The sequence below is a fragment of the Actinophytocola sp. genome, from assembly GCF_036002505.1.
Taxonomy (GTDB): Bacteria; Actinomycetota; Actinomycetes; order Mycobacteriales; family Pseudonocardiaceae; genus DASYTH01.
In genome coordinates this window covers 1-15225 of record NZ_DASYTH010000283.1, presented here as the reverse complement: position 1 = coordinate 15225, position 15225 = coordinate 1, and the positions used below count along the sequence as shown (strand labels likewise).

Annotated in this window: 11 protein-coding genes and 2 pseudogenes; 12 read left to right on the top strand and 1 reads right to left on the bottom strand. The window is 70.3% G+C overall.

From position 1 onward, the window contains the following. The first annotated feature begins 456 nt into the window (after positions 1 to 456). The 5 genes and pseudogenes from VGR06_RS24815 to VGR06_RS24795 all read left to right on the top strand — a co-directional run bounded on the left by VGR06_RS24815 (position 457) and on the right by VGR06_RS24795 (position 4605). Positions 457 to 1627 (top strand): annotated as a pseudogene (locus tag VGR06_RS24815) (IS110 family transposase). A 16-nt stretch (positions 1628 to 1643) separates the two neighbouring features. Continuing rightward, positions 1644 to 1805, top strand: coding sequence for a hypothetical protein (locus VGR06_RS24810; protein WP_327561518.1), 162 nt, complete (start codon positions 1644 to 1646; stop codon positions 1803 to 1805). A gap of 193 nt (positions 1806 to 1998) precedes the next feature. Then, positions 1999 to 2210, top strand: a pseudogene (locus VGR06_RS24805) (transposase); the annotation flags it as partial. 368 nt (positions 2211 to 2578) lie between these two features. Beyond that, positions 2579 to 2905 (top strand): hypothetical protein, encoded by a 327-nt coding sequence (locus VGR06_RS24800; RefSeq protein ID WP_327561517.1) that lies wholly within the window; start codon positions 2579 to 2581, stop codon positions 2903 to 2905. Between the two features lie 407 nt (positions 2906 to 3312). Then, positions 3313 to 4605: a glycosyltransferase gene (locus VGR06_RS24795; protein WP_327561516.1), complete on the top strand. Its 1293-nt coding sequence runs from the start codon at positions 3313 to 3315 to the stop codon at positions 4603 to 4605. Here the strand turns inward: VGR06_RS24795 and VGR06_RS24790 are convergent. Next, positions 4583 to 5125, bottom strand: a complete 543-nt coding sequence (locus tag VGR06_RS24790; protein WP_327561515.1) for a MaoC/PaaZ C-terminal domain-containing protein — start codon at positions 5123 to 5125, stop codon at positions 4583 to 4585. The two genes, VGR06_RS24795 and VGR06_RS24790, sit on opposite strands and share 23 nt — an antisense overlap. A 133-nt stretch (positions 5126 to 5258) precedes the next feature. Here VGR06_RS24790 and VGR06_RS24785 point away from each other — a divergent pair, with 133 nt between their 5' ends. The 7 genes from VGR06_RS24785 to VGR06_RS24755 form a co-directional block, all read left to right on the top strand. Continuing rightward, on the top strand, positions 5259 to 6371 hold the full coding sequence (locus VGR06_RS24785; RefSeq protein WP_327561514.1) for a hypothetical protein: 1113 nt from the start codon (positions 5259 to 5261) through the stop codon (positions 6369 to 6371). After that, positions 6368 to 7915: a GMC family oxidoreductase gene (locus VGR06_RS24780; protein WP_327561513.1), complete on the top strand. Its 1548-nt coding sequence runs from the start codon at positions 6368 to 6370 to the stop codon at positions 7913 to 7915. The genes VGR06_RS24785 and VGR06_RS24780 overlap by 4 nt, the downstream gene beginning before the upstream one ends. Positions 7916 to 8076: 161 nt before the next feature. Further along, positions 8077 to 9123 carry a hypothetical protein gene (locus VGR06_RS24775; RefSeq protein WP_327561512.1) on the top strand — a complete coding sequence of 349 codons (1047 nt, stop codon included), beginning with the start codon at positions 8077 to 8079 and terminating at the stop codon, positions 9121 to 9123. After that, positions 9120 to 9965, top strand: coding sequence for an ACP S-malonyltransferase (locus VGR06_RS24770; RefSeq protein WP_327561511.1), 846 nt, complete (start codon positions 9120 to 9122; stop codon positions 9963 to 9965). Before VGR06_RS24775 ends, VGR06_RS24770 begins: the two co-directional genes overlap by 4 nt. Next, the gene (locus tag VGR06_RS24765) at positions 9962 to 13621 is read left to right on the top strand and encodes an SDR family NAD(P)-dependent oxidoreductase (protein ID WP_327561510.1); all 3660 of its coding nucleotides are present in this window, start codon (positions 9962 to 9964) and stop codon (positions 13619 to 13621) included. The genes VGR06_RS24770 and VGR06_RS24765 overlap by 4 nt, the downstream gene beginning before the upstream one ends. Next, entirely contained in the window at positions 13618 to 14958 is a 1341-nt protein-coding gene (locus VGR06_RS24760; RefSeq protein WP_327561509.1) for an MATE family efflux transporter, read from the top strand. Before VGR06_RS24765 ends, VGR06_RS24760 begins: the two co-directional genes overlap by 4 nt. Before the next feature lie 27 nt (positions 14959 to 14985). Continuing rightward, on the top strand, positions 14986 to 15225 hold a 240-nt coding region (locus VGR06_RS24755; RefSeq protein WP_327561508.1), incomplete at its 3' end, for an SAM-dependent methyltransferase.

Sequence of the window (15225 nt, the reverse complement as noted above, 5' to 3'; positions counted from 1 at the left end):
AGGTGGCAAACAGACCAGCTTCCCGTCGGGGACGGTTTCACCTCGGGTCAGTGAGATCACCGCCGCCGTGCCCGGGCTCAAGGTGGTGCCGGCGGGCCATACCCACCACACCCTGAATTCCCAGGTCAAGGGCTGTCTCGTCGTGCAGCCGGCTCCTAATCAGTTCTGGGGGTGGCCATCCGGCACACTCCTGGTGGTAGCCGGTCGGCAGGTGAGCACTCCGGTCTCCTGGACGTTGAGTCCTGACGAAAGACAGTGCCCCTGCCGATAGGCCGGGAGAGTTGATCGCTGCTGGGATGTCGTGCCCCGCGTGTTCGTGGCGGGAAGCACTGCTTGATTAGGTCGCTGATGGTTCTCCCGCTGGCTGCACAGGTTTGATCGGGATCGAGAGCGGGAGGACCGTTGCGGCTGTTCGTGGGAGATGACTGGGCCGAGGACCATCACGACGTCGAGCTGATGGACGACTCGGGTCGCCGGCTGGCCAAGGCCCGGCTGCCCGAGGGCGTGGCGGGATGGCCCGGCTGCACGCGATGATCGGCGAACGGCTCGGCGACGCCGACGCCGAGGACGTGGAGGTGCTGGTCGGGATCGAGACCGACCGGGGGCCGTGGGTGGCGGCCCTGGTCGCGGCCGGTTACACGGTGCTGGCGGTCAACCCGTTGCAGGCGGCCAGGTTCCGGGACCGGCTGGGGGTGTCGGGGGCCAAGAGCGACGCCGGTGACGCGCACGTGCTGGCGGACATGGTCCGCACCCACTCCCACGAGCTGCGGCCGGTCGCCGGGGACAGCCCCGAGGCCGAGGCGGTCAAGGTGCTGGCCCGTATCCACAAGACGCTGATCTGGGAACGTACCCGTCACACCCAGCGGCTGCGGCACGCGCTGCGCGACTACTTCCCCGCCGCGCTGGTCGCGTTCGAGGACCTCGACGCCGCCGACACTCTGGAACTGCTGACCAAGGCCCCTACCCCGGCGCGGGCCGCCCGGCTGACGATCGCCCAGATCAGCGGGCGTTGAAACGCGCGCGCCGCAAGAACGTCGCGGAGAAAGCCGCGGCCGTCCAGGCCGCGCTGCGGGCCGAGCACCTCGGCCAGCCCGAGATCGTGGCGGACGCCTACGCCGCCTCGGTCCAGGCGCTCATCGCGGTCCTGACCGTGCTCAACACTCAGGTCAAGACCTTGCAGGGGCAGGTGGAGACCCATTTTGGGCGGCACCCGGCCGCTGAGATCATCGGGTCCCAGCCTGGTCTGGGACCGGTCCTCGGCGCCCGGGTGCTCGCGGAGTTCGGCGACGACCCCGACCGCTACGCCTGCGCCAAGGCCCGCAAGAACTACGCGGGCACCTCGCCGATCACCCGCGCGTCCGGCAAGAAGAAGGTCGCGCTTGCCCGGTTCGTCCACAACGACCGGCTGATCGACGCGCTGATGGCCCAAGCGTTCGCCGCGTTGAACGCCTCGTCCGGAGCGCGGGCCTACTACGACCGGCAGCGCGCCCGCGGGGCCGGGCACAACGCCGCCCTGCGCCAGCTGGCGAACCGGCTGGTGGGCATCCTGCACGGCTGCCTCAAGACCGGCACCCTCTACGACGAGACGACCGCCTGGTCGCATCACACCGAGAACGTTGCGGCTTGACATTTCAGCTCCTGGGATGTCTTTCTGGACACTCGCGCGGCGGCCGACGACTCTGCCGCCATCGCCCCATTTCCCTACCGGCGGCTACCACGGCGAGTACAACGGCGTGCCCGGTTGCTGGTTCAGCAGCGACGGCTACATCTACGACCCCGACGGCAATCGCATCGGCACCACCTGAACCACGACCACGTAGAAAGACAAGAACGGGTCCGGTACTCACTGAGGCGCTATCCCTAGTACGGCAGCCGCAGGGTGTGATCTTGGTGGGCGTGTCGTGATCATGGGTGCGGCCACTGCGTGATCAACTTCAAGGAGTGTTGGATCTCGAAGAGGACGCGGTGGCCGCGTCGTGGACTGTAGCTGATGATCGTCTGTCTCGTTGGCGGGCCGGGTTCGACGAGGCGTTTGCCGGGCGTTTCGCCCAGGCGGACTCGCGTCGCCGGGCGAGGTTGTATGTGTTGGGCTTGTTGTCGGGTGCGGAGCGGAAGAACTCGTGGACGATCGCGGAGCAGGCTGGTGATCTGACTCCGGATGGCATGCAGCGCTTGTTGAACTCTACCGGTGGGACGCCGATGCGGTCCGCCACCTCGATCTCCAGCGCACCGAGATGGATCACGTAGCGGTCAGGGCCGCCGTCTTCGTAGAACGGGTCGAATTCGCGTGCCGCGGCTTCGCTGCGCACGCGCTTGCTGCGCTTGACGCCGGGATGGGACAGGTCGCCTATGCCCTGGGCGTAGGCGTCGAAATGGTCGAGGACGTCGCGGGCGTTCTTCACGTCGGGCACCGCGCCCTCGAAATCGGCCACGGCGCGCCGGGCGTCTTGCTGGGCCTCGCCGTCGAGGGCGTCGCGGATCATGCACGCCGATCGGTGAACCTGCCGCAGCGCGTGGACGAACTGGTAGGCATCGATCTGGCGATCCGTCCGTCCCGTGTCTGATCGAGCACCCGGTCGTGCTGCAGCGGGAGCGCCGGGTCCTGCTCGGCGCCGCATGCCTGGTCTGCAACGGCTCCTCCACAGCCTACGACCCCGCGGCCGGCAAGGTCTACGCCGATGTCGCGCCGGGCACGCTGATGGTCGGCTTCGCGCCTGGCACCGATCACGCTGCGTGGCTCGCGCCGATCGGCGATGGCGTCCACTACCAGCCGGTCGCGATCGCCGACGGCGCCTCCGACGCGATCGCCATGCTGGCCAGCAACGGTGTGTCGGTTGCCAACCACACCGACTACGTCGCCGCAGGCAGCAGGATCATCGCCTTCCGGCCACTCGGCCTGCTCTGAACGGCCACCCCGGACTCCAACCGTCAGGCGGCAGGCTCCGAGATACACGTCGAACCCCACGAACAGCCGGCCGCGACCCAACTGACTCCACCGCCACCTCTCCGTGACCCGCTGGTCCGCCCAACGTGCTCAGCTGCCGCCGGGAGGGTCTCCAGGCCTGGCCGGCGCAAGCCGCGCAAGCACCGGCGTTGTGATCTTGTTGAACAGCATCCGCTCCCGGGTGACCAGCCGGTGGTGACGGTGTTCCTGGGAGAGGACTGGTCAGGCGAGCCGAGCGGCGGCAAGGTTAATTCCAGCTCAAGATTCGGCAGGTGCACCGCGGTTGCCGCGGTCACTGTCCATTATGGGCAGGACGCCGTGGTGATCGCCACCACCGGGAAATGGGAGAAGACACCACACGAGGTGCGATGAGCCATTTTCTTGTCGCCACGATGCCGGAACCCGGTCACGTCCATCCCGCCGTTCCGGTCGTCACCGCGCTGCTGGCCCGCGGGCACCGGGTGACCTGGCACAGCGGGCCGGAAGCGGAGACCGTCATCCGCAACACCGGGGCCCAGTTCGTGCGCTGGCGGCACACGATCGGCTTCGACGAGCTCCCGCTGGCGCCGGATCCGGGAACGCGGGGCGGCGCGGCGCTGGTGTCGGCGCTGCGAAACCACGTCCTCGACCGGATGCCCGGACAGCTCGCCGACTACGAGGCGATCGCCCTGGCGGACCCGGTGGACGCCGTGCTGGTCGACGCCTGCTCGTTCGGCGCGCGCGCCCTGCACGAGCGGCACGGCGTTCCGTGGGCGACGCTGGGCACGACGCCGTTCTACGCGATGAGCCCGGACACGCCGCTGTACGGCACCGGCCGGCCGCCGCCGGCCGGACCGTTCGGCCGGCTCTACTGCCGGCTGGCCAACCGGGTGGTCCGCTTCGTCATGCGGGAAGCCACCGACCTGTACGCCCGGCAGCGGGCCGCGCTCGGCCTGCCCCGGTTACCCGCCGGGACGAGCCCGCTCGACCACATGATCTCCGATCAGCTGCACCTGCAGGCGAGCACCCCGTTGATCGAGTACCCGCGTCGGCCGTGGCCGTCGCACGTGCACTTCGCCGGCCCGCTGCTGCCGGCGGCGCCGGCCGAGGCCGCGCTGCCCCCGTGGTGGCCGGAGTTGGCGTGGGCGCGGGTGGTGGTCCACGTGACCCAGGGCACGGTCACCGATCATCCGGTTGTGCTCATCGAGCCGGCGCTGCGGGCGCTCGCCGGCCTCGACGGGCTGGTGGTGGTGACGACCCGCGACCCCGGCGAGCTCGTCGGGGTGCCCGCCAACGCCCGGGTCGAGCGGTACATCCCGCACAGCCTGCTGCTGCCGCACGTCGACGTGATGATCACCAATGGCGGCTTCAACGGGACGAAAGCGGCACTGGCACACGGCGTGCCGGTCGTGATCGCGCCGGCCGGACATGACAAGCCGGACGTGGCCGCACGGGTCGGCTGGGCAGGGGCCGGAATCGACCTGCGGACTGTCGGCCCGACGGAGAGCGCGATCGCCACCGCCGTGCGCACCGTGCTGACCGACGGGTCATATCGGGCCGCGGCCCGGCGCATCCAGGCGGAGTTCCGGCGGTACCCGGACGGTGATGTCGCCGCCGCGTTGCTGGAGCGGCTGGCCACCGGCCGGCTGGCGGACCCGGTCAGGCCGGGACGTGCAGGATGACGAGGTCGGCCACACACACCGGCCGGTCCATGTCATCGGCCCGCACCACGACGTGCAGCACGGCCTGGCACCCGTGTGCGGAGTCCGTTGTGGACAGCAGCTCGACGCCCGCCCGCACCCGCGAGCCGACCGGAAGCGAAGCGGGAAACCGCACCCGCTCCACGCCACAGGTGAGACCCACCGCGAGGCCGTCGATCCGGTAGACGTCTTCGATCACGTCGTTGAGCAGAGCCAGGACCATGAACCCGTGGGCGATGGTTCTGTCGAGACCATTGGCACGGGTCAACTCGGGGTCGACGTGGACCCATTGCCGGTCACCACAGAACTCGGCGTACTGGTCGATGTGTCGCTGCTCGATGAGAACCGGCTCGGACCAGCCGAGGTGTTCGCCGACAGCTGCGGAAAATTCCCGAACGTCGCTGAAGACACGGCTGGGTTCGCGGCGGCGCTCCCGGCCCAGCGCACCCGCCGGAACCTGTGCCGCTCGACGGCGAACCAGGCTTCTACCCAACGCCCACATAGGACCGATGGTATCGGCGCTGCGGCGCGCCCGAACGTTAAAACTCAGAAAAGTTCCTTGTTAACACCCGTCGGACCAACCTAGCGTCCCGTTAGGACAGATTCATGCCGTCGCGGAGCAAGTGGAGCCTGATATGGCTGCGTTGCTATTGTTCAGCGGGTTGGCGGCCGGTGGCAGTCCGCTACTACCCACACTGCGCGAGCTGTACCGCAGGCCGGAATGCGGCCAGCTTTTCGCGGCTGCCTTTGATGCCGTGCGGGCCGCATTTGACCGGGCCGGTGAGGATTCCTATCGCCCGCACATGCCGAACGGCCTGCCGCTGAAGGAATGGCTCAGTGGCGCCGCCGAACCGTCTCCCGGCGATCTCGCGCACTCGCTCGTCGACGGCATTTGCGTGCTGATCTGGCAGTTCTGCCTGCTCCAGCCGCACCGCCGCGGATCAGGGCCGCCGCACCTGCGGACGCCGGCCACCGGCATGCTCGGGTACAGCCTCGGCCTGTTCGCGGCGGCCGTGGCCGGTATGCGCATCGACAACCGGCGCGAGTTCCTGGACGTCAGCCACGATGCGCTGGCGACCGTCACGCTCATCATGCTGCGCTGCCACGAGAACACCGCCGCGATGCGCTGCGAACCGGACACGGCGGCCCGGTATCTGTCCCGGTTCCCCGCCGCCGCGGCGCCGACCCCGATGGCGGCGATCCTCGGTGTCGACGTCGACGCCGTGCGGGACGCGGTCGCGGCGAGCAACGAGCGGGCGGGCGCGCGTCCGGTCGAGGTGGGCATCGTCAACTCGCCGAGATCGGCCGTGCTGGTGGGGCCGGCCGGCGCGCTGGCCGAGTTCCGGCTCGACAACCACGACTTCCTCACCGCGCAGCGGGCCCACTGGTCGTTCCTCACCTGCCGGACGCCATACCACGGCCGGCTGCTCGGCCCGGTGGCCGAGCGGATGGAGGCGGACTGGTCCCGGGGCGACTTCGACATCACCGGGGATCAGCTCGCGCTGCCGGTCTGGGGCGCCGACACGGTGCGGAACCTGCAAAGCTCCCGCAGCGTCCGGCGGGATTTCGTGGAACACGTCATCTGCCGCCCGCTCGACTGGCCGGCGATCGTCCGAGACGCGCTCGGAACCGGCGTGCCCGATGGCATCCTCGACTACGGCCCCGGGCTGGGCGCCCGGCTGTTCACCCGGGAATGCCTGCAGGCGCTCGGGCACCGCTCGCGATTCGACACGGTGCGGACCGGGTGAGCGCCGTGCAGCCGTACGACTACATCATCGTGGGCGCCGGCTCGGCCGGGTCGGTGCTGGCGGCCCGGTTGACCGAGGACCCGGCGTGCCGGGTGCTGCTGTTGGAGGCCGGCCCGGACTACCCCGAGCCCGCCACCGTGCCGACCGAGATCCGGCAGAGCTACGGCGCGGCCGATCGCACCCTGGCTACGGCCACCCATGACTGGAACTACCGCGCCCGGGCGACCGACCACGCCACGATCCACCTGCCGCAGGGCAAGGTCGTCGGTGGTTCGGGGGCGGTCAACGGTCAGGTCTTTCTGCGGCCCGAGCCGGACGACCTGGCGTCGTGGGCGGCCGCGGGCCTGGATCTGTGGAGCTTCGATGCGGCGTTGCCCTTCTTCCGCCGGCTGGAATCCGACACCGACTTCGCCGACGAGTACCACGGAACCGGCGGACCGATCATCGTGCGGCGCTACCCCCGGCAGCGCTGGTCGGTGGACCAGCACGCCTTCCACGAGGCCGCCCTGGCGCGGGGATATCCCGACTGCCCCGATCACAACCGGCCGGGCAGCACCGGCGTCGGGCCGTGTCCGCACAACGACGTGGACGGCCTGCGGTGCAGTACGGCGCTGGCGTACCTGAACCCGGCCCGCGGCCGGCTGAACCTGACGGTCCTGCCGCATTGCCTGGTGGACCGGGTCGTCGTCGAGCGCGGCCGGGCGGTCGGCGTGGACGTGATCGCCGCGGGCGGGCGGCGGACCGTGCCCGGACATGACGTCATCGTGTGCGCCGGGGCGCTGGGTTCACCGCAGATCCTGCTGCGGTCCGGGATCGGTCCGGCGGACGCGTTGGGGCCGCTGGGGATCCGCGTCCTGGTCGATCTGCCGGGCGTCGGGCGGAACCTGCGCGATCACGTGACCACGGAGTTGCGCTGGCCGTTGCGGCCATCGGTGACCACGGACAACTCGCGGCATCCGTTGCAGGTCATCCTGCGGTACACCGCGACCGGCTCGGACCGCGCCAACGACATGATCGTTTACGCCGGGGTGGACGAGCCGAGGCGCGAGTTCTTCATGCGTCCGACCGTCAACCTCGCGATCAGCTGCGGCGAGCTGCGACCGGTGTCGGCGGATCCGGAGGTTCCGCCGGTTCTCGATCTCCGGTATTACACCGCCGGGTGGGACCGCCGCCGGCAGCGCGACGCGCTGCGCCGGTGCGCCGCCCTCGCCGCGACCGAGCCGCTGGCCGGTCTGCTCGAGCCCGGTACCGGCGGCCCGGACCCGGCGGCGATGAACGACGAGCCGGCACTCGACGACTGGATCCTCCGCACCGCGTCGACCGGTTACCACCCCGTCGGCACGTGCCGTATGTCCACATCGGACGATCCGATGGGCGTCGTCGATCAGGCGGGCCGGGTGTACGGAGTGGACGGTCTGCGGGTCGTCGACTCGTCGATCATGCCGGACAACGTCCGGGCCAACATTCACGCCACCGTGATCATGATCGCCGAACGGGCGGCCGTGTTCATCCAGGGCCGAAAACCTGTGGAGGCCACCGCATGACAACCCCTGTGCCAACCTCAAGATCAGATCAGGCCGCGACCCTGCCAACCACACCTCAGGGGACCGTGACGCAACCCAGCCACCATCAACCCGACAACCGCACCAAGCGCCGGAACGCAACGACAGCAGTAAATTCCGGAGAGGCGGAACAGCGATCGCCCATGCGGACAATTTCCAATTTGGACCTGCTGGTCAACCGGGACTGGCTCAACCAGATGCACTGCCGCACGATGCAGTTGCTCGCGATGGCCGGGCGGTGCACGCCGGCCGTCGACCTGCTGATGTACCGGGCGCTTGAACCGACCCACGACATCCACCACCACTGCCACGCCAGGCAGGAGGACCGCTGGTCCTACCCCTGCCACTACGTCAACGAGGAGGACCTCGGGCTGCTCGGGCTCGCCGTCGACAGCACGCCGAAGGTCGACCTGGCCGACGCCGCCGCGTTCCTGCGCGCGGCCATCGACGCCGACCGGCCCGTGTCGTTCTACGCGCCGCGCGGTCACTTCGACTTCTGGGTCGACCGGATGCGCCGGGACGGAACCCGGCCCGACGAGTATTTCCTCCTGCATTCCTTCATGTGCTGCGGAATCACCGCGGACGCCCGCGAGGTGCTGATCGTCGACACGACGAGTGCCGGCAACCTGCACCCGTTCGTGGTCGCGTTCGACGTGTTCACCTCGGCCTACCCGGCCGACCCGGACCGGTGGTTCCTGATCTGCCAGTCACTGCGGCAGTTCCGCGCGACACCCGACGTCGGCGCGATCGAGACCCGGTACATCGACTGGCTCGACGGCTTCCGGGACGGGTTCGAGGTGTACGACGTCATCGCCGACTCGTTCGCCGGCGAGCGGGACCGGTTCCCGGAGTGGTACCGCCGGCCGAGCCTCAACAGCCTGGTGCTGCTCGCCGGCTCGCGCGACTTCTTCCGCCGGTTCCTCGCCCACACGACCCACGACGCCGGGATCGTGTCCGCGTTCGCCGCCAACGCCGACCTGCTCGTCACCTTGCTGGACGAGACCACCCGCCTCCAGAACGGCATGAGCGCCACCAGCGCCGACGAGTTGCGGGGCATGTTGGCCGCCATGAAATCCCGTGAACGGCAGGCGCTGCGCGCACTTCAGACCGACCTGCGGCGGCTGACGGCGGGGCGGCGTTCCGGCCGCCTGCTTCGCCCATCCGGAGACCGGAACGGAGACACCCGATGAACGGCCTGATCTTCCCCGGGCAGGGCAGCCAGCGTCCCGGTATGGGTGCCGACCTGTTCGACCAGTTCCCCGAGGTGGTCGCCGAGGCCGACCGGGTGCTCGGCTACCCGGTGGCGCGGCTGTGCCGGGAGGATCCGGACGGCCGGCTGGCCCAGACCAGGTACGCCCAGCCAGCGATCTTTCTGGTGAACGCGCTCACCGCGATGCGGTTGACGGCCGACGGCGCGTCGTTCACCCATGCCGCCGGGCACAGCCTGGGCGAGTACAACGCCCTGGTGGCCGCGGGTCTGCTCGACCTGATGACTGCCCTGACGATCGTGAAGCGCCGGGCCATCGTGATGAGCCCCATCGGCGGCGGCATGGCCGCGGTCGTCGGCGCGCCGACCGCGGACGTGGCGAGCGCCCTGCGCGGCTCCGGGCTTTCTCAGGTGTTCATCGCCAACCGCAACTCCGACCGGCAGACCGTCATCGCCGGCAACTCCGAACAGCTGGTCCTGGCCGGCCGGCTGCTCACCAGGCGGATGCCGGTGGTCGTCACCCCGCTGAAGACCAGCGGACCGTTCCACACCCCGCTGATGGCGCCGGCCGCGACGGCGTTCAGGGGATTCCTGAATCAGAACCAGCTCCAGCTCAAGCCGGAGCAGCTGCCGGTCATCTCCAGCGTCACGGGCGAGCGGTTCAACCCCGAGCACGCCGTCGACCTGCTCAGCCGGCAGATCAGCACTCCGGTGGAGTGGGTACGCACGATCCACACCATGCGGGCGGCCGGAGTGACCTCGTTCATCGAGGTCAACGGCACGGCTCTCACTTCTCTCATCTCCGAGATCGGCGGGCAGGCATGAACAGGGACATCGCGATAGTGGGCCTGGCGGTACACGGGCCCGGCGTGCGGGACCAGCGCGACTACTGGGACCTGATCGTGAACGGGCGCAGCACGTCCGGCCCGTTCCCGACCCAGCGCGGCGCCGACATCGGGGAGTACCTCCGGCTGATCCGGGAGGTGTGCCTGACGCCCGATCCCGTGCCGGTCGAGTACTTCGACGGCTGCTTCATGGACCGGATCGACGAGTTCGACTACGGGTTCTTCGGAATGACCCCCAAGCAGGCCAGCCTCAGCGACCCGCAGCAGCGGCTGGTGCTCCAGACGACCTATGAGGCGCTGGAGGACGCCGGCTACACCGGAGCCCGCGGCGAGGACCGGCGAGTCGGGATGTTCGTGGGCTTCTCCACCACGTCCGGATACACCTACCTGAACTATCTCGGTCTCATCGACCGGGCGCTCGGCCAGATCGGACTGATGGGAAACCTGCAGTCGATGATGGCCAACCGGCTGTCACACCAATTCGATCTCACCGGGCCCAGCGTCGTGGTGGACACCGCCTGCTCCTCCGGCATCGTCGCGCTGCACCAGGCGAAAACCGCGTTGCTGCACGACGAGTGCGAGCTGGCCGTGGTGGCCGGTGCGCGGGTCGTGCTGGTCCCGGAGCAGCACCCGGCCATGAAGGTGGGATTCGAGTCGCCCGACGGGATGACCCGCGTCTTCGACGAGCGCGCCGACGGCACCGGCCTGGGCGAGGGCTCCGGCGCGGTCGTGCTCAAGCGCCTCGATGCGGCCATTGCCGACGGTGACCAGATCTACGCCGTGGTCAAGGGCAGCGCCGTCAACCACAACGGGCACACGGAGAACCTCACCCACCCCGACGCGCGGTCCCAGGCCCGGCTGCTCGACGCCGCCTGGACCGACGGTGTCGTCGACCCGACCGGCATCCGGTACCTGGAGACGCACGGCACCGCCACCCGGACGGGCGACCCGGTCGAGATCGAAGGGCTGCGCCTGGCCTTCGGCCGGTACACCGACAAGCGGGGATTCTGCGCGCTCGGCGCGGTCAAGGCCAACATCGGCCACCTGCTGGAGGCGGCCGGCATCGCCGGCCTGATCAAGACCGCCCTCGTCCTGCGCAGGCGGACCATCCCACCGGTGGCCAACCTGGAGACACCCAACCCGCGCATCCCCTTCGACCAGTCGCCGGTCTACCTGCCGACCTCACCGGCCGCCCTGCCGCTCGAGCAGGCCCCGGTCCTGGCCGGGGTCAGCGCCTTCGGGCTCGGCGGCACCAACGCGCACGCGGTGCTCGAGGAGTACCACCCGGCGCCCGGCGCTGCGCAGCCCCGGCCGGGCACCCCACACCTGTTCACGCTCAGCGCCCGGACCGAGTCCGCGCTGTCGGCGCTCGTCCAGGCATGGACCGAAGACCTGCGCTCGGGCCGGCTGGACGACGTGGACCTGGCCGACCTCTGCTACACCACCAACATCTCGCGCGGCGGGCACCGGCACCGGCTGGCGCTCGTCGTGTCCAGTGTGGACGAGCTGAGGGAGCGGTTGCCCGCGTTCGACCGCCAGACGACTGCCAGCATCGACGCCACGCGGCCGGCCGATGACCGCCGCGCCGCGCTGGCCGCGCTGGCCTCGTCCTATGTGGACGGATCCGACATCGAGGCCAGGGCCGTCGCGGCCGGTGCGGCGTCGACCGACCTGCTCGGCGAACCGCTCGCCCGGCGGCCACGGATCGTCCACCTGGTTCCGTACCAGTTCGAGGCCCACCGCTGCTGGGTCGACATACCCGAGACGGAACCCAGGGAGCGACCGGCCGGCGCGGTGCCCGACACGCACCCGGTCGCCCACGACGTGTCCTTCGTGCCGGTGCCGCCGCCCGCGCCGGCCGGCGAGCCGGCCCGGTTCCTGGTCCTGGCGGATCCGGACGGCGCGGCCACCGCGTTCGTTTCGGCGGTGCTGCCCGACGCCCGGGTGCTCACCCTCGCCGACGAACCGTTCGATCCGCGGACCGGTTTCCGGCTCGACGAGGAGGACCTGGAACGGGTGGCGAACCTGGTCATGGACGGCGGCTTCACCCATGTGGTGCACGCGCTCGCGTTCGACGAGTCCCCGGCGGGTGACCTGGCCGAGCTGGACCGGCGGCTGCACAAGAACCTGCACAGCCTGTTCCTGCTCGCCAAGGCGATGATGCTGACCGGGGTGGAGGGCACCCTGGTCATCCTCACCCGCCGGGCCGTGGCCACCACGCAGGGCGAGCCCGGCGTGGTGGTGGAGAACGGCACCCTGGTCGGTCTGGCCCGGGGGATCGCCGCGGAGTCCCCGTACCTGCGGGTGCGCTTGGTCGACGTGGACCGCGGGGCACCACCGGCCGCGATGCGCGACGAGCTGTCGGCGACCGACCCGGGGGTGCTGGCCTGGCGTGGCGGGCAGCGGTTCCGGGAGACGCTGAGCGAGGTGCACCAGGTGGCGCCACCCGGCGCCGGTGAGTACCTCAAGCCGGGCGGCACCTACCTGATCACCGGTGGCACCGGCGGTATCGGGCTCGAGGTGGCCCGGGCGTTCGCCGCCACCCCCGGGGTGAACCTCGTCCTGGCGAGCCGGTCGGGGCTGCCCCCGCGGGAGGAGTGGGCGGCCGTCGCCGCGGGCGACGACACGCGGCTGCGCGCCAGGGTGGCCATCCTGCGGGAGTGCCTGGACCGGGGCGCCACGGTCGAGGTGGTGCGGGCCAGCACCACCGATACCGAGGCGATGGCGGCCGTGCTGGCGGGGATCCGGCGGCGGTTCGGCCGGCTGGACGGGATCGTCCACGCGGCCGGTGTGGCGATCGCCGAGCCGTTGATGTTCCGCACCATCGAGGCGTTCGACACGGTGCTCTGGCCCAAGCTGCACGGCGCCTTCATCCTCGAGGCGCTGACCCGCGACGACCGGCCCGACTTCATCGTGCACTTCGCGTCGGTGGCCGCCGTCCTGCCGTCCGCCGGCCAGGGCGACTACGCCGCGGCCAACGCGTACCTGGACAACCTGGCCCGCGTCAACGCGAATCCGGCCTGCCGGGTACTGGCCATCGACTGGTACTCCTGGAAGGAGACCGGCATGGCGGTCGAGGCCAACGCCGTGATGGACGCCGTCTTCAAGTCGCTGCCCACCGTCGTGGCGATGGAACTGTTCGACCAGGCCATGCGCTCGACCCGGACCCGGCTGCTGGCCGGCGAGATCAACTACGCCGGCCCGTACACCGACCGGCTACTGTCGTCGACCATCGCACTGTCCCCGGAGGTCACCGAGGCGGTCCAGGCCTCCGTCGCGGCCCAGGAGAGGATTCTCCAGCAGACCATCGGCCGGATCCGCAAGCGGATCGACTCCGTGCCGGTGGAGCTGACCGGCCGGCCGGGGGGCGGGTACACCCCCACCGAGCTGGTCGTGGCCAAATGCCTCACCGAGGCATTCGGATACCCGACGCTGAACATCCACGCCGACTTCCTCGAGTTGGGCGGCGACTCCATCACCGCCCTGGGCATCGCCAACAACCTGTCCGCCTACTTCGGGGTGCGGTTCGACCCGGCGATGATGCTCACCGACCGGTCGGTCGAGGCCGTCGCCCATCATCTCGACCGGCTCGGCGTGGCGGACGCCGCGGAACCCGAGCCGGTGACCATCGGATGAAAGCCGGGCCCGCGAAGGACTTCACCACCGGACCGGTGCTGCCGGCGATGGTCCGCTTCGCGCTGCCGCTCACCGCCGCCGACGTGCTCTCGCAGGGATATCTGGTGGTCGACAGCGCGGTGCTGGGTAACTTCGCCGGCGCCCGGGGGCTCGCGGCGGTCGGCGCGGCGTTCCCGGTGTTCTACCTGCCGGTCGCCGTGTTCGTCGGCATGGTCGGCGGGTTCTCGATCAGGATCGGGCAGTTGACCGGCTCCGGCCGGCCGGTGCCGCCGACCGGAGCGGTGGCCATGGCGCTGGCGCTGTTCACCCTCGGCTGGGCGGCTGCCACCTTCCTGGTCGCGGTCGCCGCTGCCGGGCCGGCGATGGCCGTCATGGGCGTGACCGGCCAGGTGGCCGCGGACGGCCGGACCTTCCTGCTGGTGATATCCGCCGGGTCGGTCGCCGTCTTCGCCCAGGGAGCGGTCATCGGCTACCTTCGCGGGCTGGGCGACGCCACGGTTCCGATGATCCTGGTGGCGGTGAGCAACGGGCTGAACATGGTGCTGGCATGGCTGTTCGTGGGCCCGTTCGGGCTGGGGGTCGGCGGTGCCGCCGGTGCCACCGTGCTCGCCAGCGTCGTGGCGGCGGTGGCCGGCGTCCGGTACGTGCTGCGCCGGCACCGGTCCGCCCCGGTGCGGCCGCCGAAGGCCGAGGTTGCCACCGAACTGGTGGCCGCGACGCGGCTGGGCGGGTCGATCGCCGTTCAGCACGTCGCGATCGCGTTGGGCATCATGGCGCTGATCTGGGTCGTCGCACCCTACGGAACGCAGGTGCTGGCGGCGTCCACGATCGTCGGCCGGCTGGAGCTCTTCGCCGGGCTGGTGTTCGTGAACCTTTCCGGGGCACTGACCATCTTCGTCGCGCAGAACAGCGGCGCCGGCAACGCCGAGCGGATCCGCCGCGGCGTGTCCGAGTGCGTCGCCGCCGGCCTCGCGCTCACCGCGGTCGCGTCCGCGGTGCTGGTGACCCAACGGTCCACGGTCGCGGCGCTGTTCACGACCGATCCCGAACTGCGGGCCCTGACGGCACGATATCTGCTGATCACGTTCCCGTTCTTCGCGCTGTACACCTACATGGTCCTGGCGCACGGGGGATTCAACGGGGTCGGGCGCACCGTCGTGCCGCTGATCTGCACGGTGCTGTCCTTTCTCGTCGTGCGCATTCCGCTGAGCTATCTGCTCGGCCTCCGGTTCGGAATCGACGGGCTGATGTGGGCGGTCGTGCTCGGTTGGCTGGTCGGGGCCGGCTACACCATGCTCGCCGCCGTCCGCCGGCCGATCGCGCGGCTGGCCGGCTGAGGAAACCGGCATCGCTATCAAATACTGATGGAACCATTCCGCCCAGGAGACCCAGCCCATGTGCCGAGGACCACCGGAGGTGGTGGCCCGGCGGGGTGGTCAGGCTATAGCGTGCCGAACGAACTTCCTGACCGGCTGGTGGCGAGCATCGACGTCGACAAGCCGAATCTCGCGCGGATCTATGACTATTTCCTTGGCGGCGCGTGCAACTTTGCGCCTGATCGGGAGTTGGCCGACCGGCTGGTCGAGGTGATACCGGAGGCGGAG

What these genes read in the sequence shown, in the direction of transcription:
- VGR06_RS24795 (WP_327561516.1), top strand. Translation starts at nt 3,313, where the DNA reads ATGAGCCATTTTCTTGTCGCCACGATGCCGGAACCCGGTCACGTCCAT.
- VGR06_RS24760 (WP_327561509.1), top strand. Translation starts at nt 13,618, where the DNA reads ATGAAAGCCGGGCCCGCGAAGGACTTCACCACCGGACCGGTGCTGCCG.
- VGR06_RS24785 (WP_327561514.1), top strand. Translation starts at nt 5,259, where the DNA reads ATGGCTGCGTTGCTATTGTTCAGCGGGTTGGCGGCCGGTGGCAGTCCG.
- VGR06_RS24770 (WP_327561511.1), top strand. Translation starts at nt 9,120, where the DNA reads ATGAACGGCCTGATCTTCCCCGGGCAGGGCAGCCAGCGTCCCGGTATG.
- VGR06_RS24810 (WP_327561518.1), top strand. Translation starts at nt 1,644, where the DNA reads ATGTCTTTCTGGACACTCGCGCGGCGGCCGACGACTCTGCCGCCATCG.
- VGR06_RS24775 (WP_327561512.1), top strand. Translation starts at nt 8,077, where the DNA reads ATGCGGACAATTTCCAATTTGGACCTGCTGGTCAACCGGGACTGGCTC.
- VGR06_RS24790 (WP_327561515.1), bottom strand. Translation starts at nt 5,125, where the DNA reads ATGTGGGCGTTGGGTAGAAGCCTGGTTCGCCGTCGAGCGGCACAGGTT.
- VGR06_RS24765 (WP_327561510.1), top strand. Translation starts at nt 9,962, where the DNA reads ATGAACAGGGACATCGCGATAGTGGGCCTGGCGGTACACGGGCCCGGC.